Annotated in this window: 25 protein-coding genes; 17 read left to right on the top strand and 8 right to left on the bottom strand. The window is 72.2% G+C overall.

Annotated features, from left to right (window positions below; all coding sequences use genetic code 11):
- Positions 1 to 27: 27 nt before the first annotated feature.
- Entirely contained in the window at positions 28 to 1572 is a 1545-nt protein-coding gene (locus ABD127_RS13795; RefSeq protein WP_344202526.1) for an adenylate/guanylate cyclase domain-containing protein, read from the bottom strand.
- A gap of 52 nt (positions 1573 to 1624) precedes the next feature.
- Between ABD127_RS13795 and ABD127_RS13790 the strand changes: the two genes are divergently transcribed.
- Both ABD127_RS13790 and ABD127_RS13785 read left to right on the top strand, forming a co-directional pair.
- Positions 1625 to 2725 (top strand): aldo/keto reductase, encoded by a 1101-nt coding sequence (locus ABD127_RS13790; RefSeq protein ID WP_344202524.1) that lies wholly within the window; start codon positions 1625 to 1627, stop codon positions 2723 to 2725.
- Complete coding sequence (locus tag ABD127_RS13785) at positions 2722 to 3231, top strand: mycothiol transferase (protein ID WP_344202523.1); 510 nt, start codon at positions 2722 to 2724, stop codon at positions 3229 to 3231. Before ABD127_RS13790 ends, ABD127_RS13785 begins: the two co-directional genes overlap by 4 nt.
- Before the next feature lie 4 nt (positions 3232 to 3235).
- On the opposite strand, the gene ABD127_RS13780 is transcribed toward ABD127_RS13785, so the two are convergent.
- On the bottom strand, positions 3236 to 3856 hold the full coding sequence (locus ABD127_RS13780) for an LON peptidase substrate-binding domain-containing protein (RefSeq protein WP_344202521.1): 621 nt from the start codon (positions 3854 to 3856) through the stop codon (positions 3236 to 3238).
- Between the two features lie 173 nt (positions 3857 to 4029).
- Between ABD127_RS13780 and rpsF the strand changes: the two genes are divergently transcribed.
- From rpsF to ABD127_RS13740, 8 genes are all read left to right on the top strand, one after another.
- Positions 4030 to 4320: a 30S ribosomal protein S6 gene (gene rpsF / locus ABD127_RS13775; RefSeq protein WP_344202629.1), complete on the top strand. Its 291-nt coding sequence runs from the start codon at positions 4030 to 4032 to the stop codon at positions 4318 to 4320.
- A 93-nt stretch (positions 4321 to 4413) separates the two neighbouring features.
- The gene (locus tag ABD127_RS13770; protein ID WP_344202519.1) at positions 4414 to 4956 is read left to right on the top strand and encodes a single-stranded DNA-binding protein; all 543 of its coding nucleotides are present in this window, start codon (positions 4414 to 4416) and stop codon (positions 4954 to 4956) included.
- 54 nt (positions 4957 to 5010) lie between these two features.
- Positions 5011 to 5247: a 30S ribosomal protein S18 gene (gene rpsR, locus ABD127_RS13765; RefSeq protein WP_229052820.1), complete on the top strand. Its 237-nt coding sequence runs from the start codon at positions 5011 to 5013 to the stop codon at positions 5245 to 5247.
- A gap of 20 nt (positions 5248 to 5267) precedes the next feature.
- Positions 5268 to 5714 (top strand): 50S ribosomal protein L9, encoded by a 447-nt coding sequence (rplI, locus tag ABD127_RS13760; RefSeq protein WP_344202517.1) that lies wholly within the window; start codon positions 5268 to 5270, stop codon positions 5712 to 5714.
- A gap of 5 nt (positions 5715 to 5719) precedes the next feature.
- Positions 5720 to 7339, top strand: a complete 1620-nt coding sequence (locus ABD127_RS13755; RefSeq protein WP_344202515.1) for an ABC transporter substrate-binding protein — start codon at positions 5720 to 5722, stop codon at positions 7337 to 7339.
- 415 nt (positions 7340 to 7754) lie between these two features.
- Complete coding sequence (gene dnaB, locus ABD127_RS13750; protein ID WP_425545816.1) at positions 7755 to 9173, top strand: replicative DNA helicase; 1419 nt, start codon at positions 7755 to 7757, stop codon at positions 9171 to 9173.
- Positions 9174 to 9325: 152 nt separating this feature from the next.
- Complete coding sequence (locus ABD127_RS13745) at positions 9326 to 10168, top strand: SDR family NAD(P)-dependent oxidoreductase (RefSeq protein WP_344202513.1); 843 nt, start codon at positions 9326 to 9328, stop codon at positions 10166 to 10168.
- On the top strand, positions 10165 to 10734 hold the full coding sequence (locus ABD127_RS13740) for a TetR/AcrR family transcriptional regulator (protein WP_344202511.1): 570 nt from the start codon (positions 10165 to 10167) through the stop codon (positions 10732 to 10734). The genes ABD127_RS13745 and ABD127_RS13740 overlap by 4 nt, the downstream gene beginning before the upstream one ends.
- Here ABD127_RS13740 and ABD127_RS13735 read toward each other — a convergent pair.
- Positions 10717 to 11019, bottom strand: coding sequence for a putative quinol monooxygenase (locus ABD127_RS13735; protein WP_344202509.1), 303 nt, complete (start codon positions 11017 to 11019; stop codon positions 10717 to 10719). The two genes, ABD127_RS13740 and ABD127_RS13735, sit on opposite strands and share 18 nt — an antisense overlap.
- Before the next feature lie 46 nt (positions 11020 to 11065).
- Positions 11066 to 11560 carry an FBP domain-containing protein gene (locus tag ABD127_RS13730; RefSeq protein WP_344202508.1) on the bottom strand — a complete coding sequence of 165 codons (495 nt, stop codon included), beginning with the start codon at positions 11558 to 11560 and terminating at the stop codon, positions 11066 to 11068.
- A gap of 52 nt (positions 11561 to 11612) precedes the next feature.
- Here ABD127_RS13730 and ABD127_RS13725 point away from each other — a divergent pair, with 52 nt between their 5' ends.
- The 3 genes from ABD127_RS13725 to ABD127_RS13715 all read left to right on the top strand — a co-directional run bounded on the left by ABD127_RS13725 (position 11613) and on the right by ABD127_RS13715 (position 15225).
- Positions 11613 to 12179, top strand: a complete 567-nt coding sequence (locus tag ABD127_RS13725; protein ID WP_344202507.1) for a TetR/AcrR family transcriptional regulator — start codon at positions 11613 to 11615, stop codon at positions 12177 to 12179.
- A gap of 52 nt (positions 12180 to 12231) precedes the next feature.
- A complete protein-coding gene (locus ABD127_RS13720; protein ID WP_344202506.1) occupies positions 12232 to 13341 on the top strand; it encodes an S-layer homology domain-containing protein in 1110 nt (369 codons plus the stop codon).
- 207 nt (positions 13342 to 13548) lie between these two features.
- Complete coding sequence (locus ABD127_RS13715) at positions 13549 to 15225, top strand: ABC-F family ATP-binding cassette domain-containing protein (protein ID WP_344202504.1); 1677 nt, start codon at positions 13549 to 13551, stop codon at positions 15223 to 15225.
- A 96-nt stretch (positions 15226 to 15321) separates the two neighbouring features.
- Here ABD127_RS13715 and ABD127_RS13710 read toward each other — a convergent pair whose 3' ends face one another.
- The 3 genes from ABD127_RS13710 to ABD127_RS13700 all read right to left on the bottom strand — a co-directional run bounded on the left by ABD127_RS13710 (position 15322) and on the right by ABD127_RS13700 (position 18391).
- Positions 15322 to 16374, bottom strand: coding sequence for an adenylate/guanylate cyclase domain-containing protein (locus ABD127_RS13710; protein ID WP_344202502.1), 1053 nt, complete (start codon positions 16372 to 16374; stop codon positions 15322 to 15324).
- Positions 16367 to 16768 (bottom strand): Crp/Fnr family transcriptional regulator, encoded by a 402-nt coding sequence (locus tag ABD127_RS13705; RefSeq protein WP_344202501.1) that lies wholly within the window; start codon positions 16766 to 16768, stop codon positions 16367 to 16369. The genes ABD127_RS13710 and ABD127_RS13705 overlap by 8 nt, the downstream gene beginning before the upstream one ends.
- A 126-nt stretch (positions 16769 to 16894) precedes the next feature.
- The gene (locus ABD127_RS13700) at positions 16895 to 18391 is read right to left on the bottom strand and encodes a hypothetical protein (protein ID WP_344202499.1); all 1497 of its coding nucleotides are present in this window, start codon (positions 18389 to 18391) and stop codon (positions 16895 to 16897) included.
- 4 nt (positions 18392 to 18395) lie between these two features.
- Between ABD127_RS13700 and ABD127_RS13695 the strand changes: the two genes are divergently transcribed.
- Entirely contained in the window at positions 18396 to 19064 is a 669-nt protein-coding gene (locus tag ABD127_RS13695) for a DedA family protein (protein ID WP_344202497.1), read from the top strand.
- A gap of 11 nt (positions 19065 to 19075) precedes the next feature.
- Positions 19076 to 19954: an ABC transporter substrate-binding protein gene (locus tag ABD127_RS13690; RefSeq protein ID WP_344202495.1), complete on the top strand. Its 879-nt coding sequence runs from the start codon at positions 19076 to 19078 to the stop codon at positions 19952 to 19954.
- 120 nt (positions 19955 to 20074) lie between these two features.
- Here ABD127_RS13690 and ABD127_RS13685 read toward each other — a convergent pair whose 3' ends face one another.
- Entirely contained in the window at positions 20075 to 20797 is a 723-nt protein-coding gene (locus tag ABD127_RS13685; protein ID WP_344202494.1) for a PaaX family transcriptional regulator C-terminal domain-containing protein, read from the bottom strand.
- Positions 20798 to 20862: 65 nt separating this feature from the next.
- Between ABD127_RS13685 and ABD127_RS13680 the strand changes: the two genes are divergently transcribed.
- Positions 20863 to 21825 (top strand): crotonase/enoyl-CoA hydratase family protein, encoded by a 963-nt coding sequence (locus tag ABD127_RS13680; RefSeq protein WP_344202493.1) that lies wholly within the window; start codon positions 20863 to 20865, stop codon positions 21823 to 21825.
- Positions 21822 to 23456: an acyl-CoA dehydrogenase family protein gene (locus tag ABD127_RS13675; RefSeq protein WP_344202492.1), complete on the top strand. Its 1635-nt coding sequence runs from the start codon at positions 21822 to 21824 to the stop codon at positions 23454 to 23456. Before ABD127_RS13680 ends, ABD127_RS13675 begins: the two co-directional genes overlap by 4 nt.
- Positions 23457 to 23464 lie beyond the last annotated feature (8 nt).

Here is a 23464-nt window from a genome sequence, read left to right as displayed (position 1 = left end):
GGCGGAAATCCACTCGCGAGCGGTCGTTCAGGTGAGGGTGGCGACGTCGGTGGGGGCCGTGCGGCCGCGGAGCGTGACGGGCGTCGAGGGCTGCCAGTGGCCGCCCTCCTCCGGATCGCTCGCCGTGGCAACGTCGACGGTGGCCTGCATGACCAGAACGTTGCCGCTGACGTCCTTGGCCAGGTCGGTCAGACGGGACGCGGAGTTCACGGCGTCGCCGATCACGGTGTACTCGAACCGCGACTCGTCACCGATGTTGCCGGCCACGACCTCGCCCGTCGCCACGCCGATGCCGGCGCCGACCTCGGGCACCTCCTCGGCGAGCCGCCGCGCCATGGCCCGCGCCGCGGCGAGCCCCTGCGCCGCGTGGTCGTCGTCGGCGACCGGTGCGCCGAAGATCGCGAGCACCGCGTCACCCATGAACTTGTTGACCAGCCCCCGGTGACGGTCGACCTCCTCGACCACGACGCCGAAGAACCGGTTCAGCACGGCCACGACGTCGGTCGGTGAGTGCTCCGTCGCGTAGGTCGTGGAGGACACGAGGTCGACGAACAGCACCGTGACGACGCGGGTCTCGCCGCCGAGCTCGACCTCGCCGCGCGCCGCCGCCTCGGCGACCTCGCGTCCGACGTGGCGACCGAACATGTCGCGGATGACCTCGCGCTCCAGCAGGCCCTGCGCCATGTCGTTGAACCCCGACTGCAGCGTGCCGAGCTCGGTGCCGTCGTAGACGACGACCTCGACGTCGTAGTCGCCGTCGCGCACCCGGCTCAGCGCGTCGGTGACCGACTGCAGCGGGTTGACGACCGATCGCGCGGTCAGGTCGGTCACCAGCAGGCCGAAGGCCAGGATCACGCCGGACAACCCCAGCACGACGATCGCGAACTGGGTGGTGCGCGCCTCCGGCGAGGTCAGGACGACGATCGCGCCGACCACCAGCCCGAGGGTGGGGGCCGCGGTGCCGAGCCCCCAGAAGATCAGCATCCGCCGCTGCACGCCCATGCGACCGCGGCGCAGGTCCTCCTTGCCGTCGAGCGCACGCGCCGCGACGGGCCGCAGGATGAACTCCGCGATCAGGTAGGCGATCGTGCTGACGACGAGCCCGGCGATGACGACCGCGAACGCGACGCTGACGACCGCGCGCGGCTGGAAGACGATCGCCAGCACGGGGTAGAGCACCGCGGCGACGCCCCAGAGCACGATCTGCATCGCGCTGAGCCGCCAGGGCAGTCGCAGCGCGGCGTGCCGCTCGGCGTCGGTGGGCTCCTCGTCGTTCAGCGCCCAGCGGAGTCCGCGGATCGCGCTGAAGGTGCCGTAGGTGGCGCCGAAGATCACCGCGACGAGCACGTAGGTCGGCGTGGCGATCGCCATCGCGATGCCGAACTCCCGGTTGACGTCCTCACCCGGGACGATCACGAGCGTCAGGGCCGCGACGATGACCGCACCGATCACGTTCGTGATCACGAGCAGGAACGTCAGCAGCACCTGCACCCGCACGCGCAGGCGCCGCGACCCCTGGTCGGCGGGCCCGAGCAGCCACGACCCGAAGGCCGACGAGTGCTGCATCGACATGGGCGTCCGTCCGTCCGTGCGGCCGCTGGGGTGCGGCGCTAGCGTCGATCCTATGAGCGAGGAGCGCTATTACGCCGACAAAGTCCCCGAGACGCACGAGCCGTGGGTCGCCGCCCCCGACCGGTACCAGCACCTGGAGTACCGCCGCGTGGGGACGAGCGGCCTCCTGCTGCCACCGATCTCCCTGGGGTTGTGGTGGAACTTCGGCGACGACCGGCCGTTCGCGACGCAGCGCGAGATCCTGCGCCACGCCTTCGACCGGGGCATCACCCACTTCGACCTGGCCAACAACTACGGCCCTCCGTACGGCTCGGCGGAGGAGAACTTCGGGCGCATGATGCGCACCGACTTCAAGCCGTACCGCCACGAGCTGGTCATCTCGAGCAAGGCCGGCTGGGACATGTACCCCGGCCCGTACGGCAAGCTCGGCAGCCGCAAGTACCTGCTCAACAGCCTCGAGGAGTCGCTGGCGCGCCTGAGCGTCGACCACGTCGACATCTTCTACTCGCACCGCGCCGACCCGGAGACCCCGGTCGCCGAGACGATCGGCGCCCTGGACACCGCGGTGCGGCAGGGCAAGGCGCTCTACGCCGGCATCTCGTCGTACTCCCCCGAGCGCACCGCCGAGGCGATCGCGGTGGCCCGCGAGCTCGGCACGCCGCTCGTGATCCACCAGCCGTCGTACTCGCTGCTCAATCGCTGGGTCGAGGACGGCGGGGGTGCCGGGCCGCGGGCGGCGGACAAGAGCCTCCTGACGGTGCTCGGCGAGCACGGTCTGGGATCGATCGGGTTCAGCCCGCTCGCCCAGGGCCTGCTGACGTCGAAGTACCTCGACGACGAGCCCGCCGACCGCGTCGGCCGCGGCTCGTTCACCGACGACGCCGTGACGCCGGAGAACCGCGAGCGCCTGCGTGGGCTCGCCGCGATCGCCGAGGAGCGCGGTCAGTCGCTCGCGCAGCTCGCGATCTCGTGGATCCTGCGTCCCGGCGGCGTCACGTCGGCCCTGATCGGCGCCTCGTCGGTCGAGCAGCTCGACGAGAACCTCGAGGCGGCTGCGAAGACCGACTTCACCGACGACGAGCTGGCACGCATCGACGCCCTCGCAGGCACGGTCGACGGGGTCGACCTCTGGAAGGGATCGGCGGACCTGTGAACACCGCCGACCTGCTGGCCGACGGTTTCGGCCGCGTCGTCGAGTCCGTCGAGCGCACCCTCGACGGGCTCGACGACGCGCAGCTCACGCACCGCCCGACCCCCGACGCGAACACGATCGCCTGGCTCGTGTGGCACCTCACCCGCGTGCAGGACGACCACGTCGCGGGCGCCTTCGACGTCGAGCAGGTCGCCACGACGCAGGGGTTCGCGCAGCAGCTCCAGGCGTGCTTCCCGCACGACCCCGCCGAGACCGGCTACGGCCACACGCCGGAGCAGGTCGCGGCCGTCCGCGTCCCGGCGGCCCTGCTGATGGAGTACCTGCAGGCCGTGCACGCGCAGACCGTGGCACTGCTCGCCGACGTCACGCCGGAGGCGCTCGACCGGGTCGTCGACGAGCGCTGGGACCCGCCGGTCACGCTCGGGGTCCGCCTCGTCAGCGTGCTCGACGACGACCTCGAGCACGCCGGCCAGGCGGCCTACCTCCGCGGGATCCTGCCGGACTGACGGCTCAGAGGGGGCGGTGGCGGAACTCGAGGATCTCGAGGGCCGCCGCGGATCCGTCGACCGTGCGCTCGAGCAGCTCGCCGACGCTGGTCGAGCCGAGGACCGAGAGCTGGTCGAGCTCGCCCATCAGCGAGATGCCGGCGAGCTGCCAGCTGCGCTCGACGGGGTCCTCGGCGAGCGGGGTGTCGGGCGCCCAGTCCAGGTCGGTCAGGTCGGCGGCGCGCAGCAGGTCGGATCGCACCGCGTCCTCGGCCGCCATCAGGGCGATGTCGAGCTCGTCGTTCCAGGGCAGGTCGGGCACCGGCGTGACCTCGGCCTGCGGGTAGGGATCGTCCGGGAGCCACTGGTCGACCGTGAAGCGGTGCGTGCCGTGCGCGATGAGGACGTACGTGTCGCCGTCCTCGGCGATCTGCGCCACGCGCGCCATCGTGCCGGTGCCGAAGCGGGTCTCGCCGCCGCCGGCCTCGGTCCCGCGCTCGATCAGCACCACGCCGAAGTCGGCGGGCTCGCGGGTCAGGACGACCTCGAGCATCGCGAGGTAGCGCGGTTCGAACAGCCGCAGGGGCAGCGGCATGCCCGGCAGCAGGGGGCGGGCGAGCGGAAACATCGGGGTCGCGTCCGGCACGGGTCCAGCCTCCCACGGACCGGGCAGGGCTGCCGGGCCCCGGGCGGCGAGTTCGAGCTCGGAATTTGGCCGGAACGACAGGGTCCCCTAGACTCACGGGGTTGCCCGTCGGGCAGCACCTCCTGCTACGGACCGTCCGTAGCCGTTCAGACCGAAGGAGGACGCAAGTGTCCTTGCGTCAGTACGAAGTCATGGTCATCCTCGACCCGAGTCTCGACGAGCGCACCGTCGCCCCGAGCCTCGACACCTACCTCAACGTCATCCGTGGTGAGGGTGGCTCTGTCGAGAACGTCGACGTGTGGGGCAAGCGCCGCCTCGCGTACGAGATCGACAAGAAGAACGAGGGCATCTACGCCGTCCTCGACCTCACCGCCACGCCCGCGGCCGTTGCCGAGCTGGATCGTCAGCTGGGTCTCAACGAGTCCGTCGTCCGCACGAAGGTCATCCGTCCCGACGCCAAGTGATGTCCCACCTGTGGACAGGTCCTCGCGGACTGTCTGACAGGTGAGTCACACTCGACCTCGACCACCCATCACGGGTCCGAAAGGCTGATCCCCATGGCAGGCGAAACCACCATCACGCTCGTCGGCAACCTGACGCGCGATCCCGAGCTGCGCTTCACCCCCGCGGGTGCGGCCGTCGCCGACTTCACCGTCGCGTCGACCGCGCGCACGTTCGACCGTCAGACCAGCGAGTGGAAGGACGGCGACACGCTGTTCATCCGCTGCTCGGCCTGGCGCCAGCTGGCCGAGAACGTCGCCGGCTCGCTCACGAAGGGCACGCGCGTCATCGTCACCGGTGCGCTCAAGGTCCGTGAGTACGAGCGCAACGACGGCGGTCGAGGCACCAGCGTCGAGATGACCGTCGAGGAGGTCGGCCCCTCGCTGCGCAACGCGACCGTCCAGGTCCAGCGCGCGCAGCGCAGTGGCGGCGGCAACGGCGGCGGCGGTTTCGGCGGCGGTGGCGGCAACGCCCCCAGCGGCGGCGGCAACGACGCCTGGGGCGGTCAGCCTTCCGGGAGCAACGGCGGTGGCGGCGGCAACGCTGCTCCGGCCGACGACCCGTGGGGCGGCGGCGGCTCGTCCGAGCCCCCCTTCTGATCCGGCATCCCCGGATCCACCACACACGTATCTAGCAAGACATTCAGGAGCATCATGGCCAAGCCCGTCATCCGGAAGCCGAAGAAGAAGAGCAACCCGCTCGCGGTCGCCGGAGTCACCACGATCGACTACAAGGACACCGCGCTGCTGCGGAAGTTCATCTCCGACCGCGGTAAGATCCGCGCCCGTCGCGTCACCGGCGTCTCCGTCCAGGAGCAGCGTCAGATCGCCAAGGCGATCAAGAACGCGCGTGAGATGGCGCTGCTGCCCTACACCTCCAGCGGCCGCTGAGCAGAAGGACACATCAACTCATGAAGCTCATCCTCACGCACGAGGTCACGAACCTCGGAGCCCCCGGCGACATCGTCGAGGTCAAGGACGGCTACGGCCGTAACTTCCTGCTGCCCCGCAACTTCGCGATCCGCTGGAGCAAGGGCGCGGCCAAGCAGGTCGAGTCCATCCAGGCCGGCCGCGACGCGCGGGCGATCCACGACCTCGACGACGCGCGCGCCCTCAAGGGCAAGCTCGAGTCGGGCGCCGTCAACCTGCCGGTCCGCGCCGGCGACGGTGGCCGTCTGTTCGGGGCCGTCACGGTCGCCGACATCGCTGCGGCCATCGAGGCCGAGGCCGGTGCGGTCGACAAGCGTCGCATCGAGGTCGGCAACCCGATCAAGTCGCTCGGCGCCCACACGGTCTCGGTGCGTCTGCACGCCGAGGTCACGGCGACCGTCAAGCTCAACGTGGTCGCCTCCAAGTAATCACCGTGAGCATCTCGTCACGACCCGGCCGACACCTGTCGGTCGGGTCGTGGCGTCTCACGACGCTGGCGCTCGTCGCCGCACTGCTCCTGGCGGGGTGCAGCGGTGACCCGGATCCGCTCGAAGTCGAGCGCACCCAGGTGCGCGACGGCGGAACGCTGCGGCTCGCGGTCGACGCGATGCCCACCACCTTCAACGTCGGTGCCGCGCCGATCGGCGACACGGCCACGACGGTTCTCGAGCCCACGCGCGGTGGTGCCGTGCTGGTGGCCGACGACGGCTCCTGGTCGGTCGACGAGCGCTACGCGACCGCGGTCGAGGTCGTCTCGGCCGATCCCCTCGCGATCGCCGTGACGCTCAACCCCGAGGCGGTCTGGTCCGACGGGTCCACGATCGACACCGCGGACATGCAGGCCTACGCCTCGGCCCAGATCGCATCCGCGGGCCAGGCCTCGGCCGAGGTCGACACGTGGTCGGTCGTCGCCGGGGTCGACCCGGGCGCCGACGCCTGGTCGTACACCGTGCGCTTCACCCGGCCCACGGCCGACTGGCCGGCGCTGATCTACCCGGGCCTGCCGGCCGAGGCCACCGCGGCCGAGGTCTACAACGCCTTCACCGACGTGGCGCCGCCGAGCAACGGCCCGTTCGTCGTGGCCGAGATCAACCGCGAGTCGGGCCTGGTGCGCCTGGAGCGCAATCCCCAGTGGTGGGGCGAGACCGCGGCGCTCGAGGCCGTCGAGTACCGGGCCCTCGACGGCTCGGCCCAGGCGGAGGGATTCACCGGGGGCGACCTCGACGCGATCGAGCTGACCCCCGCGGGCGCCGACTCGGTCGAGGAAGGTGTCGTCTCGACCGCTCCAGGTCGCGAGTGGAGCCACCTGACCCTGAACGCCGCCCGTGGACCCCTCACCTCGATCGCCGTGCGCCAGGCGGTCGCCCTGGCCCTCGACCGGGGAGCGCTCGCGAAGGCCACGGGCAGCGACGCGGAGGTCGCGGGCAGCTTCGTGACGGTACCGGGCGAGGCGGGCTACACCGATACCGTCGGCGACCTCCTGACGCCTGACGCCGAGGCCGCCCGCGACCTGATCGCCTCAGCCGGCTACGTCGAGTCCGGTGACGGATGGGCCGGCCCCGACGGCACGCCGCTCACGCTGCGCCTGCCCGTCCCCGAGGGGAACGAGGCCGCGGCGACCCGCGCCGAGGCAGTGTCCGCCGACCTGGCCGACATCGGCATCGAGGTCACGATCGAGCCCCGGCCGGTGGAGACCTTCTTCAGCGACGTCGTGGTGCCGCTGGACTTCGACCTCGTGACCTTCCTGTGGTCGAGCGATCCCCTCCGCACGGCGTCGGCGATCGCGCGGGTCCAGCCGGTCGACAGCCCGTTGAACTTCACCGGACTCGCCGATCCAGGGGTCGCGCAGGCGGCCGACGCGCTGCTCCGCGCGATCGATCCGGAGGCCTTCTCGGCTGCCGCGGCCGCCTTCGACACCGCGGTCCTCGCGACGTGGGTCATCGTGCCGCTCGTCGTGGAACCGCACGTCCTGGCGGTGGGCGAGGACGTCGTCAACCTGACGGCTCACCGCTTCGCGGTGCCCGACTGGACGACCGTCGGCTTCCGCGCCTAGCTGTCCACAGGCCTGGGGGAAAACCCTCCTTTCGGGCCATTCTCGGGACCTTGGGCGTGTCGTGTCGACATGTCTACGCAGCGGTAGCGGCGCGCCGTCATCCACCGCGATATTTCTTCGATCCACACGGGTGGACAGCGTTTGCGCAGGTCAGAGCGCGTGTGCTGCGTCACACCGTCATTCTGTCCACAGGTTGTTCCACCCCCTGTGCACACCCTGCACGGCGATTTGCACAGCGCCTGATCCGTTGCCCACAGGCCCTGTGGACAACTAGCCCGTCGATCAGCCCTCCTGGCTCGACCTGGGCCCTCTGCGCGCCTAGTGTGGGCGCTCGTGCCGGTCTCGTTTGTGTCGGTGGCGACAGCTTGGCTGGGTGGAGCAGAACCCTGGCCGACGACCGAGAGGACCTGACGGCGTGAGCGTGTCCGACCTGTACCCGTCCGAGCCCGACGAGGGCGCGGCCGCCGGACGCGTCCCCCCGCAGGACGTCGCCGCCGAGCAGAGCGTGCTGGGCGCGATGCTCCTGTCGCGCAACGCGATCGACCCGGCCACCGACCTGCTCGACGGCCGTGACTTCTACCGCCCGGCCCACGAGTCGATCTTCGACATCGTGCTCGACCTGCACAGCCGTGGCGAGCCCGCCGACGCCATCACGGTGGCCGCCGAGCTGCAGCGCCGGGGCGACCTCACGCGGGTCGGCGGAGCCCCGTACCTGCACACGCTCGTCGCGGGCGTGCCCACCGCCGCCAGCGTCAACTACTACGCGGCCATCGTCCGCGAGAAGGCCGTGCTGCGCCGGTTGGTCGAGGTCGGCACGCGCATCCAGCAGATCGGCTACGACCAGACCGGCGAGGTGGCCGACCTCGTCGACCAGGCGCAGGCCGCAGTGCTCGACGTCGACGGCGCCAGCGGTGCCGACGACTACCGCTCGATGGCCGACCTGATGCCCGAGGCGATCCAGGAGATCGAGGACATCGCCAGCCGTGACGGCGAGATGGCCGGTGTCGAGTCCGGCTTCCCCGAGCTCGACAGCTACACGACCGGTTTCCGTCCCGGTCAGATGGTCGTCGTCGCCGCCCGTCCGGGTGTCGGCAAGTCCACGATCGGCCTCGACTTCGTGCGCGCGGCCTCGATCAAGGGCAACACTCCCAGCGCGATCTTCTCGCTCGAGATGACGGCCGCCGAGATCGCGATGCGTCTGCTCTCGGCCGAGGCCAAGGTCAGCATCTCCCACATGCGCGGCGGCAGCGTCAACAAGTTCGACTGGGACGCGATCAGTCGCACGATGCCGCGCGTCATGGGTGCGCCCATCGTCATCGACGACTCGCCCAACATGACGATGCCCGAGATCCGCTCGAAGGCTCGCCGCATCCAGAAGGAGCACGGTCTCGGCCTGGTCGTGATCGACTACCTCCAGCTCATGACCTCGGGCAAGCGGGTCGAGAACCGTCAGGTCGAGGTCTCGGAGTTCAGCCGTCAGATGAAGCTGCTGGCCAAGGAGCTCCAGGTGCCGATCATCGCGATCAGCCAGCTCAACCGTGGCTCGGAGCAGCGCACCGACAAGACGCCGCAGCTCTCCGACCTGCGTGAGTCCGGCTCGATCGAGCAGGACGCCGACATGGTCATGCTCCTGCACCGCCCCGACATGCAGGGTGGCGGTGAGTCCGAGCGTCCGGGCGAGGCCGACATCATCCTGGCGAAGAACCGTTCGGGTCCTGCCGGCGTCAAGGTCGCGGTGACCTTCCAGGGTCACTACTCGCGCTTCACCCCGATGGCGCGCGACGTCGGCAACGAGCCGGCCGCGGGCGCGGCTGCGGCCGGCGACTTCTTCTGAGCAGGCCGGCCCGGGTCGGCCGGGGCCATCGTGCTGCTGGACGTCACGATCCTCGTCGTCGCGGGAAGCGTGGCCGCCGCGACGAGCTGCGAGCCGTCGCCGCCACCTGGTTCTAACGAGACGCAGCGTCTCGTTTGGCGTACGCTGGATCCATGACTTCCTCACGACGGACCTGGTGGATCACGGGCGCCTCGCGCGGCCTGGGCCGCGCCCTCGCGTGCGCTGCTGCCGACGCCGGCGACCTGGTGGTCGCGACGGGACGCCGCCTCGGCGACCTCCCGACGGGAAAGAGGCTGGTCGCGCTCCAGCTCGACGTCCGCGACCCCGACGCCGTCACGACGACCGTGGACCGGATCGTCGTGGACCACGGGCGCATCGACGTCGTCGTCAACAACGCCGGCTACGGCCTGGTGGGTGCGCTGGAGGAGTGCACCGACGACGACCTGCAGGCGATCCTCGACACGACCGTGCTCGGATCGGCCCGGGTGGCGCGCGCTGCACTGCCTCACCTGCGGGCGCAGGGTGCGGGACACCTGCTGTTCGTCTCGACGACCGGGGCCGTCGGCACGATGCCGATGCTCGGCGCCTACAACGCCGCCAAGTGGGCCCTGGAAGGGATGGCCGAGGCCCTGGCCGCCGAGGTGGCCGAGGCGGGGGTGCGCGTCAGCATCCTCGAGCCGGGCGGCATCGACACCGAGTGGGCCACGGGCAGCATGGCGTTCGCCCGTCCGGAGTCGGCCTACGACGGTCTGCGCACCCGCCTGTTCGGGACGTCCGAGGTGCCGTGGCCCGCGGCAGGCACGGGTGGCGGCACGCCGCCCGAGAAGATCGCCACCGCGATCCTGGCGCACGTCGACGACCCGGACGACGACCGACTGCGCGTCCTCCTGGGTGACGACGCGCCCGACCAGGTCGCCGCCGCCCTCACCGGTCGCCTGGCGGACTACCGGCGTGACCCGCGGTTCGCGCCGGCTCTCGAGCGGGTGCAGGGATGACCGTCCGGGCGTCCACGCTGGAGCGCGTGCACCGTGCCGTGCTGGAGCTCGTCGCAGACGTCGGGGTGCCCGGCCTGACGATGGAGGGCGTCGCAGCGCGGGCCGGCGCGGGCAAGCAGACGATCTACCGCACCTGGGACTCGCCGCTGCACGTCCTGCTCGATGCGCTGCTCGCTGCATCGCAGGACGACCGCGGGCGAGTCCACGTCCCGGACACGGGCGACCTGGCAGCCGACCTCCGCGTCGTCGTCGACGGCATCGTCGCCGAGCTCGACGACCCCTCGGCCGACGTCATGATGCGTGAGGTCATCGCGCTGCTCCCCGGCCAGCCCGAGCTCGGCGAGGAGGTGCTGGACCGGCTTCTGCGTCCGCAGATCGCTGCGATCGAGGAACGCCTGGCCCAGGGTGGCGTGGTCGAACCCGGTCCGGCTGCCGAGCTGCTCCTCGGCCCGATCTTCCACCGGTGGCTCCTGCGGACGGGTCCCTTCACCGCGGACTGGGCGCAGACGCACGTCGCCCTGGTGCTGCGGGCGCTCGGCGAGGGGTCGTCAGTCGTGCAGGGGTGACCCGACGACGTCGAAGCGAAACCCGCCGAACTCGCCGGAGAGCAGAGGGCGGGCGGCGGCGATCGACGCCTGGACCTCCGGCAGCTGGAGGGAGCCCTGGTGGGCGGACTCGCTCTCCCACAGCTCCATCACGAACACCGTGTCGGGCGAGCCGGGACTGACGCCGACCTCGTAGAGCAGGCAGCCCACCTCGAGCAGGGTGGTGTTGCGGGCGGTGAGGTGGCGCACGAGCTCGTCGCGCCGGCCCGGGAGGGCACCCAGGGTGCCGACGTTGGCGAAGGTCATGCGCCGACGCTACGACGTGCCGCCGACGGAAAGGGCGGTCGCGGGCTCAGGCCTCGCCCAGGACCCGGGCGACGAAGTGGCCGACGCGCTCGGCGAGCTCCTCGACCCGCAGGTCCGGAGCACCCGAGACCGACCGCTGGTGGGCCTTGAGCGGACGCCGCGCTCGCTCCGAGCAGCCGAAGTCGGTGCAGACGTAGACCCCGACGCTGTTGCCGGAGCGGCCGCGGGAGCCGGCGCGCGGCGCCACGACGAGGCGCGATCCCGCGGCGGCGTCCTGCGTGTGGCACCAGTCGCAGTGCGCCGCCCGCCGAGGCCCGGCCGACTCCCCCAGGCGCAGCTCCACCGCGACGGTCTCATCGGTGACGGGCGGGGCGACCACGAGGTACGCGCGCTGGGGTGCCTTCGGGTCGGCCCAGGCCAGGAAGTCGACCTCGGCCGCGTCGGCCGGCGGCCACTGCTGCGGGAAGGTGACCGCCGCGGTGCGGCTCCGCGAGGAGTTCACGAAGGCGCGGCGCACGTCGGTCTGCGCGAGGATGTCCATGCCCCAAACCTACACCCTGTAGGTAGATCGACCAGTGGTGTAGGTTCTGGCCATGCCTCGAGCCGGACTGACGCCCGACCAGCTCGTCGTCGTGGCCGCGGCCCTGGCCGACCGCGACGGGCTCGACCAGGTGACCGTCTCCGCCGTCGCCCGCCAGGTCGGCGTCAAGCCCGCGAGCGTCTACGCGCACCTCGACGGCGCCGACGACCTGCTGCGCCGCGTCACCCAGCTCGCCCTGAGGGAGATGGCCGAGCGCGCCGCTGACGCGATGGCCGGGCGTTCGGGCCGGGACGCGCTCGAGGCCTGGGCCACCGCCTTCCGCACGTACGCCTTCGCCCACCCCGGTCGCTACGCCGCGAGCCACCGCCCCCTCGGCCGCCAGGACGCGCTCGCGGGCGCGGGACCGCGCCACACGTCGCTGTCGGTCGCGATCCTGCGCGGCTACGACGTCCCCGAGCGCGACCACGTGCACGCGGTGCGGCTCCTGGGCGCGACGATCCACGGCTTCCTGGACCTCGAGGCAGCCGGGTCGTTCGACCACAGCGCACCGCCGGCGGCCGACTCCTGGCCCCGCACGATCGACGCGCTCGACGCCCTCCTGCGCGGCTGGCCGTCCTGAGCAGCTCGCCACTCCAGCCCCATCTGACCCACGATCGGTGCAGAATGACCCGGTGAGACTCCTGCGCAGCGCCCTGGCCGTGGCCGTGCTGTGCCTGGTCGTCGTCGCCGCCCCGGCGCAGGCGAGGCTCACGACGCTCTGCACCGGCTACGACGGGTGCACCCGCGCCGGCTACTCCGACTTCGGCTACGGCGCGGCCTCCGGGAAGATGTACTGGCAGCAGTACAGCGGGCACAACTGCACCAACTACGTCGCCTACCGGCTCATCACGACCAACGGCATGTCGACCACCAAGCCGTGGTCGGGCTTCGGAAACGCCTACACCTGGGGCCACTACAACGCCGCGATCACCGACGGCATCCCCGCCGTCGGAGCCGTCGCGTGGTGGGACAGCAACCAGGGTCTGGGTGGGGCGGCTGGACACGTGTCGTACGTCGAGAAGGTCGTCTCCGCGAACGAGATCTGGGTCTCCGACGACAGCGCGAGCGGGGACTTCCACTGGCGCAAGGTCACGCGCGACGGCACGGGCTGGCCGACGGGCTTCATCCACTTCAAGGACATGGACCAGCCGGTCCCGGGCCCGGGTGGGTTCGTCGACGTGGCCAGCACCCACGTCTTCGCGGCGCACATCGAGTGGCTCAGCACCACGGGCATCACGACCGGCTACACGCGCCCCGACCGGTACCTCGAGTTCCGACCGCAGCAGCCCGTGCTGCGCGAGCAGATGGCGGCCTTCCTGTATCGGCTGGTCGGACGACCGGACGTGCCCGACCTGCCGGCCACGTCGCCGTTCACCGACGTCAGCACCTCGCACGTGTTCTACCGCGAGATCGTGTGGCTGTACCGCTCCGGCATCACGACGGGCTACGACAACGGCGACGGCACCCAGAGCTTCCGCCCCGCGCAGCCGGTGCTGCGTGAGCAGATGGCCGCGTTCCTGCAGCGCACCACGCGCGCCCCCGAGCCGGTCGCACCGACGGCGTCGAGCTTCACCGACGTCGACCCGACTCACGTGTTCGCCGGACACATCGCCTGGCTCGCGTCGGCCGGGATCACGACGGGATACGTCGAGCCGGACGGATCCGCGACGTTCCGCCCTGCGCAGCCGGTGCTGCGCGAGCAGATGGCCGCCTTCCTGCACCGCTACACCGAGCGCCCCTGACGCCCAGGGCTCCCCGGCCGATCCGGTAGCCTGGACGCATGTTCACCGGAACCGTGTCGATGGTCGGCACCGCCTCGATGCGCCTGCGCCCCGTCCTCTGACGGCGCGCACCCGAGACTCTCCTTCGCCTGCACGCCGCTCCGGCCCTCCGCCGGGCGGCTCCGCCTGGTCCGCCCGGCTCCCTCTTCACGAGCCCGGGAGCTCCCTGTGTCCTTCGTCGACCCCATCGGCACGTCCGATGCCACCTCTCACACCGACCACCTGCCCGCCGGTGACCTCGCGCAGATCCGCGCGGAGTCGCTGACGGTCGTCCGCGGCGCGCGGACGCTGTTCACCGACCTGTCCCTGACCGTCGACGCACGGTCCCGCCTCGCGCTCGTCGGCGAGAACGGCCGCGGAAAGACGACCCTGCTCCACCTCCTGGCCGGGGTAGGAGGTGAGGAGGACACGCCGGACCACGGCACGGTGCACCGTGTCGGCACGGCCGCGCTGACGCGCCAGGCGATGCGCGTCGGGGCGACCGAGACGGTCGGCACGCTGGTCGACGAAGCGGTGGGGGCGTCGCGCGCCGCGATCGCCGCACTCGACCGGGCGACGGAGGCGCTGACGGCGGGCTCACCAGGTGCCGACGACGCCTACGCGACGGCGCTCGACGCGGCGACCCGCCTGGACGCGTGGGACGCGGACCGTCGCGTCGACGTCGCGCTCGAGGGTCTTGGCGCGTGCACCGATCGTGATCGGTTGCTCGGCACCCTCTCGGTCGGCCAGCGCTATCGCGTGCGTCTCGCCTGCGTGCTCGGCGCGAGCCACGACCTGTGGCTGCTGGACGAGCCCACCAACCACCTCGACGCCGACGGTCTGGCCTACCTGACCGAGCGGCTGCGCGCGCACCCCGGGGGCATCGTGCTCGTCAGCCACGACCGAACGCTGCTGCGCGACGTCGCGCGGGAGTTCGTGGACCTGGACCCGACCGAGGACGGACAGGTCCGGACCTACGCCGGTGGCTACGACGCCTGGCAGGACGGACGGCGGCGCGACCGGGCCCGGTGGGAGGCCGAGCACGCGGCGCAGGAGGCCGAGCACCGGCGCCTCGACGAGGCCGTCCAGCAGGCCCGCGACCGGCTCAGCACCGGGTGGCGTCCGGAGAAGGGGACCGGCAAGCACGCGCGACAGTCGCGAGCACCGGGCGTGGTGCGCGCGCTGCACCGCGACCAGGAGGCGCTCGAGGCGCACCGCGTCTCGGTGCCACCGCCACCGCCACGGCTGCGTTGGCCCGAGGTCCGGGTGCGCCCGGGCGTGCCTCTGCTGCGGTGCCAGCAGGTCACGGTGGAGGGGCGGTTGGCGACTCCGGTCTCGCTGGACCTCGCGGCCGGCGACCGGCTCGTCGTGACCGGGGCCAACGGCGCCGGAAAGTCGACCCTGGTGCGGGTGCTGGCCGGGGAGCTCGAGCCGGACACCGGAGGGGTGAGGCACCTCTCCGGCGCTCGCCTCGCGCACGTCGGGCAGGAGGTCGCGGCGTGGCCGGGCGACGCGACGGCCGAACGGCTCCACGCCGAGCGCGTCGAGCGCCTCGTCAGGCAGGGACTCCTGGCTGCGGGTGACGCGGTGGGTCTGGGCGCCACGGGGCTCCTCGACCGGGAGGCGCGGCGGACGCCGGTCGGACGGATGTCGGAGGGGCAGCGCCGCCGGCTCGACCTGGCGCTCCACCTCGCGGGCCGGCCGAACCTCGTCCTGCTCGACGAGCCGACGAACCACCTCGCGGCCTGGCTCGTCGACGAGCTCACGGCTGCGATCCGCACGACCCGGGCGGCCGTCGTCGTGGCGACCCACGACCGCCAGCTCCTGCGCGACCTCGCCGACTGGCCCACGCTCCCCCTCCCCTGACTCCGCCGGGCGGTGAGTGAGTCGTCCATCGGAGGTCACGAAAGGCGACTGGCTCACCGCCCGGGGCGGCAAGGGCGACTAGCTCACCGCCCGGGGTCAGCGGCGGGGCTTGGGGTGCTTGAGCGACCAGAGCTCGAGGTGCTCGTAGCCCTTGACCGAGGCGCGGGGGGCTCGGCGGACGCGGAAGCGCTCGACGTCGCGCACGAGCGAGGCCAGCTCGGCGTCGAGCAGCACCCGACCGGGCCGCGAGACCGACGTGAGCCGGGCCGCGATGTTGACGACCGGGCCGAACACGTCGCCGAGCCGCGACAGCACGGTGCCGTAGGCCGAGCCCACCCGCACCTGCGGATACGTGTCGTCGGCCTCGCCGCGGTCGACGAGGGCGAGCGCGAGGTCGGCCGCGGCCACGGGGTCGCTCAGCGTGTAGAGCACCTCGTCGCCGATCGTCTTGACGACCTGGCCGCCGGCCTCGACGACGAGGTCCGACGTCGTGCGCTCGAAGGTCTCGACCATCGTCGCGAGCTCGGTCGTGCTGAGGCGCCGGCTCTGCGTCGTGTACCCGACGATGTCGACGAACCCGACCGCGAGCGGGGCCGAGGCCTGGTCGGTCGATCCCTGCAGCAGCAGCCGGCTCGTGGCGCTGACGAGGTGGCGCCGCCACACGTACGACTGCAGCTGTTCGACGAGCGGGACGACCTCGGTCAGCAGCTCGAGCGGCACGTCGTCGTCGTCGGCACGCGCCATGGTCGAGAGCAGCAGCCGCGTCTGCCAGTCGGCCATGCGCGAGAACGTCGACCCCATGGTGCGCACCAGCGACGGCAGCATCGAGGCGTCGAGGAAGTCGAGGCCGATGAGCTCCTGCACGCGGCGCAACGCCTCGACGTCCGCCTCGGTGAACGCCGCCTGGTCGTCGCCGGTCTCGGCGAACCCGAGCGCGCGCCACAGCTCCTGCGCCTGCTCCAGCGGCACGTCCGCCTGCTCGGCGACCTGGTGCCGGGTCAGGCCCGGACCGTCGCCACCGAGCAGGTACGAACCCGCCACCTCGATGAGGATGGCGGGATCGAAGGCGTGCGCGTCGACCGCGGGGTCGAACTCGCGGGCGTCCGGCAGGCCGGGACCCGCGTCAGGGTCGGACTCGGGGTCAGTCACTCGCGAGGCGCTCGGCGGCGGCCTGCTTGAGGGCCTCGCCGAAGCTCGGGTTGTCGTTGCTGAGCGCCGCGATCGCGTCGTCGGTGAAGTGCAGCGCCTTGAGCGGCGTCAGCGCGAAGACCGACGCGCTGCGCAGCTTCTTGTTGACCAGCGCGATCTCGCCGATGACCGATCCGGGGCCCAGCTCGGCGAGGTCGGCGTTGTCCTTGCGGATCACGACGTCGCCCTCGAGGATGATGTAGGCCTTGTCGGCCGGGGTGTTCTCCCACATGAGGGACCAGCGCGCCGGCACGTTGACGAGCGTCCCGTGCGTCGCGAGTGCCTTGACCGTGGTGTCGTCGAAGTCGGTGACCGACTTCAGGGCCTCGACGACCGAAGGGTCGAGCTTCGCCATTGGGTGTTCCTCTCGTTGCCGGTCCCGGGGGGACCGGACCTGCCCTCCCCGCCGTGATCTTGTCATCGGGCGCGGACACTGGCAAGCGCCGCGACGTGGTCCGTCACGCCGAGTTACGCGCGGGGGTCACTGATAGGTGACGAGGTCGGGCCTCGGGGCGATGCCCCACGTCTGCTCCGGCGTCAGCATCGGCAGGTCCTCGTCGACGAAGTTCTTCCATCCCCAGGCGATCGTCGGCGCCGCTCCCGCGCGCAGCTGGTTCCACGTCCCGACCTTGGCCGCCGGTGAGCCCTGCCCGTCGACGTGCACCACGACCTGCAGCTCCGGCCGGTCGCTGCGGACGACCTCGCGGTTCGAGATCATCAGCGGCGAGAACTGGTGCAGGACGAACAGCTTCTGGGGCAGGTCGTTCTCGCGCGTCAGGTCAGCCAGCCAGGCACCCACCGCGTCGACCTCGGCGCCCGTGACCGAGCCGATCTGGCGCAGGTGGACCTGGTCGGGGGTGAGCCGCCACTCCGGGTCGAGCGCGAGGCCCACGTGCGGTTCCTTCAGCAGCTCCGCGTAGCGCTGCGCCTGGGTCAGGAAGTCGGTGCGGCCCGGCTGGAGGTCGATGATGACGTAGAGCCCTGCCTCGCGGGCGGCATCGACCCAGGGGCGCAACGTCTCGACCGGGACCTCGCGCGAGTAGTCGCCGTCGGCCCCGATGTCGGCGTCGGCGATCGTCGCGATGAGCTCGAACGCCCCGACCACCGGTCGGTCGCTGATCGCGGCGTACTGGGCGACGACCTCCTGCGTGCGAGCGACGGTGGCGGCCGGGTCCTGCTCGCCGAGCATGCCGAGCGCCGGGATCCCCGGTGATCCGTACAGCGCGACGACGTGCCGGCCGGGGAAGATCGTGTGGCCGCCGCCGGGCTGCTCGGGCTGCGTGCGGACGACCTCGAGCGTGTAGGCGGGCTCGACCCAGTCCGGACCGAGCACGACGGTCGGCTGCTCGCCGAGCTCGCGCAGCCGGTCGGCGACGGCGGGGTCGGAGCGGGGGTCGCCGCTCGGCACCGAGACGACCTCGGCGCCGCCCGCGGTGGCCAGCGCCAGCGCGTCGGCACCCGGGTCGCGGGTCAGCACCACGGTGTCGCGTCCGCCCTGCGCGGTGGAGGCGTCGGGGGCGTGCTCGGCGAGCACCGACGTCAGGTCCTTGGGCGTCGCCGTGACGACCTGGTCGGCCACGCCGTCGAGGGCCCCGGCCGGCGGCGTGCCCACGAGCACCACGGTGCTGGCGTCGAGCCGCTCGACCTCGTCCGCGAGGCCGACAGCCGCGGCGTCCAGCGCGGGCAGCCCGTGGTCACGGGCGGTCTCGGCCACGGCGGGCGCGACGTCGGTCGACGCGACCAGCACGACGTCGGCCTGCTCGACCAGGAGCCGCGACACCACGACCGAGCGGTCGGCGGGCGATGCGTCGTCGACGACGGTGAGGTCGTCGGCGTGGTCCCGCACCTCGACCGGGCCGTCGGGGCTCGCGCTCGGGGTGGCCGGGCCGTCGGAGGTGCATCCCTGCGTCCAGCCGAGCACGAGGACCACGGCGGTCGCCATCGCGACCTGCCGTGTGCGCGCCCCCGTTACGCTCATCCGCGTGACGTTACTCGATCTGGCAGCGACCGACGTGTCCGGTGCGACCGAGATCGACGGTCTCGCGGGCGTCATGGTCGACCTGATGGACAAGATGGGTCTCGCCGGCGCCGCGATCGCGGTCGGCCTCGACAACCTCTTCCCCCCGATCCCCAGCGAGATCGTCCTGCCGATCGCCGGCTTCGCCGCGAGCCAGGGCATCTTCACGCTCGAGGGCGCCCTGTTCGCGACGACGGCCGGATCGGTCATCGGCGCCGTGATCCTCTACTGGCTGGGCCGCGCCTTCGGTCGCGAGCGGGCGATGTGGGTCTTCGACAAGACGCCGCTGCTCAAGGTCTCCGACCTGGAGCGCACCGAGGCGTGGTTCGCGAAGCACGGGTCCAAGGCGGTGTTCTTCGGTCGCATGGTGCCGATCTTCCGCAGCGTCATCTCGCTGCCCGCCGGGGTCGAGAAGATGAACTTCTGGCTGTTCCTCGCGCTGACGACCGCCGGCAGCCTGATCTGGAACTCGATCTTCGTCATCGCCGGGTACCGACTGGGTTCGGACTGGGAGAAGGTCGAGCCGTACGCCGACGTCTTCCAAAAGGTCGTCATCGTCGCGGTGCTCGTCGTCGTGATCGCGTTCGTCGTGATCCGCCTGCGCGACCGGCGCCGTCCGGTCGACCCGGCCTGAGGCCGGCCCCCGTGCGCGTCGTCTCGCTCCTGCCCTCGGCCACCGAGATCGTCTACGCGCTCGGCGCCCAGGACCGTCTGGTGGGCGTGACCTTCGAGTGCGACGAGCCGGCCACGGCGCGGGCCGACCACCGCGTGATCGTCTCGGGCCGCGACACCGCGGCGATGGACGTCGCCGCGATCGACGCCTACGTGCGCGCCGAGCTCGCGGCGGGCCGCGACCTCTACACGCTCGACGAGGGCGCGATGGCCGACCTCGCGCCCGACGTGATCCTGACGCAGGACCTGTGCCGCGTGTGCGCCGTGCCCACCGGCCAGGTCGACGCCGCGCTGACGCACCTGCAGTGCCACGCCGACGTCGTGACGCTCGACCCGATGACGCTCGCCGACGTCGTCGACTCCGTCCTGACGGTCGGGGACGCGCTGGGCGCGACGGCGCAGGCGGTCGAGGTCGTGACGGACCTGCGTCGTCGTCTGGCCCTCCTGGCCGACGCCGTGGCAGGACGCCCTCGGCCCCGCACCGCCGTGGTCGAGTGGGTCGACCCGCTGTTCACGGGTGGCCACTGGATCCCCGACCAGGTCGCCGCTGCGGGCGGCGACCCCGTCGGCATGCACCCGGGTCGCGCCTCGGGTGCGAGCTCGTGGGACGACCTGGCCGCCGAGCGCCCGGAGGTCGTGCTCGTCGCGCCGTGCGGCTACGGACTCGACGGGGCCGCCGAGCAGGCCGCGGTCGTCGCGCAGCACCTCCCGGACGCCCAGGTGTGGGCCATCGACGGCAACGCGGTCGTCGTGCGCCCGGGACCCCGCGTCGTGGACGGGGTCGAGGCGATCGCGGCGGTCCTGCACCCCGACGTGATCGAGGCCAGCCCGCACGTCCGCCGCATCACCTGAGGCGAGCCCCTCGGTGGTGGCGGGACCCCCTTCGAGGCTCCTCGTTCCTCGTCGCACCTCAGGGGTCGGCGACGTCACCGCCCCCCTGAGGCGCGAGGAACGAGCCTCGAAGGGGGTGCCTCAGCCGGCGTCGAGCGCCAGGGTGCGGAGCTCGACCTGGTAGGCGGCGTAGGCCGCACGCAGCTCCGCGCCGGGCCAGACCGGCGGCAGCAGCTCGTGCGGCAGCAGGGGGTCGGCGGCGAGGTGCCGCACCACGTCGCTCGCCGCGCGCAGCCGGGCCGCGGGATCCGTCGTGCTCTCGAGCGTCGCGAGCAGCGCGCGGCCGGTCGCGCTGAGCCCCGACAGGTCCCAGAGGTCCGCCGCCAGCTCGGCCGCGGGAGCGTCCGGCCTGGTGCGGAACGTGCGCACGACCGGGTCGGCCCACGGTGCCTCGCGGCGCAGGTTGGCCGGCCGCATCCAGATGCCCTCACGCAGCTCGGCGAGACGAGCGCGCACGAGCTGCTGGCGCAGGGCCGCCCGCTCGGCCCCGGTGCGCCCCGTCACCACGACGACCGACATCTCCCAGTCGCCGTCCCAGGAGGTCTCGGCGTCGAGGACGCCCTCGTCCTGGCGGCGCTGTCGTGCCACGAGGCGCTCGCCGAGCACGTAGTCGCCGTCGACGCGCTCGAGGTCGCCCGAGGCGACGGCCCGCGTCAGCGCGACGCGCACCGTCGCCGAGGGCACGCCGAAGTGCTCGCCGGCTCGCGTCAGCTGTGCGGGGCTGAGCCGGGCCGGGTGGGCCCCGAGCAGCAGCGACAGGACGACCGATCGTGCTGTCAGCGGTTGCAGGTCCGAGACGCTCATCGGGGCCACTGTCCCATGGTTACAACTCTCGACACAACTGGTGATGAATGTGTAATGTCCGTCGCATGAGCGATCCCGCACCCTGGCGTCGTCCGGCCGAGGACGGACCCGGACCGGCCGAGCAGCACTGGCAGTCCGAGCGCGAGTACCGCACGCTGACCTACGAGGTCGACGGCCGGATCGCCCGCATCACGTTCGACCGCGCCGAGCAGGGCAACGCGATCACCCCGGACACCCCGCTCGACCTCGCGCACGCCGTGGAGCGGGCCGACCTCGACCCGCGCGTCCACGTCATCGTCGTGAGCGGGCGGGGCAAGGGCTTCTGCGGCGGGTACGACCTCGCGGCCTTCGCCGAGCAGGCCATCCCGAACCACGACCCGAACCAGACCTGGGACCCGATGGTCGACTACGCGATGATGAGCCGCTTCACCCGCGGCTACGCGAGCCTGATGCACGCCGACAAGCCCACGGTCGCCAAGATCCACGGCTTCTGCGTCGCGGGCGGCACCGACATCGCCCTGCACTGCGACCAGATCCTGATCGCCGCCGACGCCAAGATCGGCTACCCGCCCACCCGTGTGTGGGGCGTCCCGAGCGCCGGCCTGTGGGCGCACCGCCTCGGCGACCAGCGCGCCAAGCGGCTGCTGCTGACGGGCGACTCGCTGTCGGGTCGCGAGGCGCTCGAGTGGGGCCTGGCGATCGAGGCGCCGGAGCCCGACGAGCTCGACGCCCGCACCGAGCACCTGCTCGAGCGCATCGCGGCGATGCCCGTCAACCAGCTCATGATGGTCAAGCTCGCGCTCAACTCGGCCCTCCTGGCCCAGGGCGTGCAGAACAGCCGCACGATCTCGACCGTGTTCGACGGCATCTCCCGCCACACCCGCGAGGGGTACTCCTTCGCCGAGCGCTCGATGGAGGTCGGGTTCCGCCAGGCCGTCGCCGAGCGCGACGGGCCCCCGTTCGACGACGCCGGTCCCTCGACCAACAAGAACCCCCGCGACCCGCACCACCCCGAGGAGCAGTCATGACGAGCACGCACGAGGTCCTGAACCAGGCCCCGCCCCTGGTGGGGCACAACACCGCCGCCGACCCGGCCCTGCGGGAGGGTGTCGAGCGCGAAGGTGCCGGCTGGGCGCTGCCCGAGATCGACGAGCTGGGCCGGCTCGCCGGCAGCGAGGAGGCCCAGGCGTGGGGCCGCCTCGCGGAGCGCGTGCCGCCCCGCCTCCACACGCACGACCGGTACGGCCACCGGGTCGACGAGGTCGAGTACGTGCCGGCCTACCACCGGCTGATGGAGACCGCCGTCGGTCACGGGCTGCACGGCGCACCGTGGGCCGACAACCGTCCGGGCGCGCACGTCGCCCGCGCGGCGAAGTTCATGACGTGGTCGGTCGACGCGGGCCACGGCTGCCCGATCTCGATGACGTACGCCGTCGTGCCCGCGCTGCGGGCCAACCCGGCCCTCGCCGAGCGGCTCGAGCCGCTGCTGACGAACCGCGAGTACGACCCGGTGCTGGCCGACCCGTTCACGAAGCGCGGGCTGGTCGCGGGGATGTCGATGACGGAGAAGCAGGGCGGCTCCGACGTCCGCGCCAACACCACCACCGCCACCCCGCAGTCCGACGGCACGCACACCCTCGTGGGCCACAAGTGGTTCACCTCGGCGCCGATGTCCGACCTGTTCCTGACGCTCGCGCAGACCGAGAACGGCATCTCGTGCTTCGCCGTCCCGCGGGTGCTGCCGGGCGGCGAGCGCAACGCGATGCGCTTCATGCGCCTCAAGGAAAAGCTCGGCAACCGCTCGAACGCGTCGTCGGAGATCGAGTACGACGGTGCGACGGGCTGGCTCGTCGGCGAGGAGGGTCGCGGCGTGCGCACGATCGTCGAGATGGTCAACATGACGCGGCTCGACTGCGTGATCGGATCCTCGGCCGGCATGCGCACGGCGGTCGCCCAGGCGGCGCACCACGCGCGGCACCGCTCCGCCTTCGGCGAGCGGCTGGTCGACCAGCCCGCGATGCAGAACGTGCTGGCCGACCTGCAGGTCGAGTCCGAGGCCGCGACGACCGCGATGTTCCGGCTCGCCGGTGCCAACGACCGCGCGATCCGTGGCGACGAGGGCGAGGCCGCGCTGCGCCGCATCGCGCTCGCCGTCACGAAGTACTACGTCTGCAAGCGCGCGCCGATCGCCGTGGGCGAGGCGCTCGAGTGCCTCGGCGGCAACGGCTACATCGAGGACTTCGATCTCGCACGGATCTACCGGGAGATGCCCCTGCTCTCGATCTGGGAGGGCTCGGGCAACGTCGCCGCTCTCGACGCGCTGCGGGCTCTCGCACGCGAGCCCCACACGCTCGACGCGTTCTTCGCCGAGGCCGAGCTGGCTCGTGGCGTCGACGCCCGCTACGACGACGCGCTCGACCGGCTCGCGAAGGAGCTCACCTCGTTCGACGACATCCAGCTGCGGGCGCGGCGGATCGTCGAGCAGATGGCCCTGGTCTTCCAGGGCTCGCAGCTCCTGCGCCACGCTCCCACGGCGGTCGCCGACGCGTTCTGCGCCTCGCGGCTGGACCGCGACTGGGGCGGCGCGCTCGGCACGCTGCCGACCGGCCTCGACCTCGCGCCGATCCTGGAGCGCACGCGTACCGGGTTCGACGACTGAGCGAGGCT

Origin of the sequence: Aeromicrobium alkaliterrae (assembly GCF_039529015.1) — a bacterium.
Lineage (GTDB): Bacteria > Actinomycetota > Actinomycetes > Propionibacteriales > Nocardioidaceae > Aeromicrobium > Aeromicrobium alkaliterrae.
Note: the sequence above shows the minus strand (reverse complement) of the source record. Positions and strands in the feature narration are given on the sequence as shown.

Excerpts from the sequence above, each read along its gene's own strand:
- ABD127_RS13795 (WP_344202526.1), bottom strand. The coding sequence starts at position 1,572 with ATGTCGATGCAGCACTCGTCGGCCTTCGGGTCGTGGCTGCTCGGGCCC.
- ABD127_RS13790 (WP_344202524.1), top strand. The coding sequence starts at position 1,625 with ATGAGCGAGGAGCGCTATTACGCCGACAAAGTCCCCGAGACGCACGAG.
- ABD127_RS13770 (WP_344202519.1), top strand. The coding sequence starts at position 4,414 with ATGGCAGGCGAAACCACCATCACGCTCGTCGGCAACCTGACGCGCGAT.
- rpsR (WP_229052820.1), top strand. The coding sequence starts at position 5,011 with ATGGCCAAGCCCGTCATCCGGAAGCCGAAGAAGAAGAGCAACCCGCTC.
- rplI (WP_344202517.1), top strand. The coding sequence starts at position 5,268 with ATGAAGCTCATCCTCACGCACGAGGTCACGAACCTCGGAGCCCCCGGC.
- ABD127_RS13745 (WP_344202513.1), top strand. The coding sequence starts at position 9,326 with ATGACTTCCTCACGACGGACCTGGTGGATCACGGGCGCCTCGCGCGGC.
- ABD127_RS13740 (WP_344202511.1), top strand. The coding sequence starts at position 10,165 with ATGACCGTCCGGGCGTCCACGCTGGAGCGCGTGCACCGTGCCGTGCTG.
- ABD127_RS13735 (WP_344202509.1), bottom strand. The coding sequence starts at position 11,019 with ATGACCTTCGCCAACGTCGGCACCCTGGGTGCCCTCCCGGGCCGGCGC.
- ABD127_RS13730 (WP_344202508.1), bottom strand. The coding sequence starts at position 11,560 with ATGGACATCCTCGCGCAGACCGACGTGCGCCGCGCCTTCGTGAACTCC.
- ABD127_RS13725 (WP_344202507.1), top strand. The coding sequence starts at position 11,613 with ATGCCTCGAGCCGGACTGACGCCCGACCAGCTCGTCGTCGTGGCCGCG.
- ABD127_RS13705 (WP_344202501.1), bottom strand. The coding sequence starts at position 16,768 with ATGGCGAAGCTCGACCCTTCGGTCGTCGAGGCCCTGAAGTCGGTCACC.
- ABD127_RS13700 (WP_344202499.1), bottom strand. The coding sequence starts at position 18,391 with ATGAGCGTAACGGGGGCGCGCACACGGCAGGTCGCGATGGCGACCGCC.
- ABD127_RS13685 (WP_344202494.1), bottom strand. The coding sequence starts at position 20,797 with ATGAGCGTCTCGGACCTGCAACCGCTGACAGCACGATCGGTCGTCCTG.
- ABD127_RS13680 (WP_344202493.1), top strand. The coding sequence starts at position 20,863 with ATGAGCGATCCCGCACCCTGGCGTCGTCCGGCCGAGGACGGACCCGGA.
- ABD127_RS13675 (WP_344202492.1), top strand. The coding sequence starts at position 21,822 with ATGACGAGCACGCACGAGGTCCTGAACCAGGCCCCGCCCCTGGTGGGG.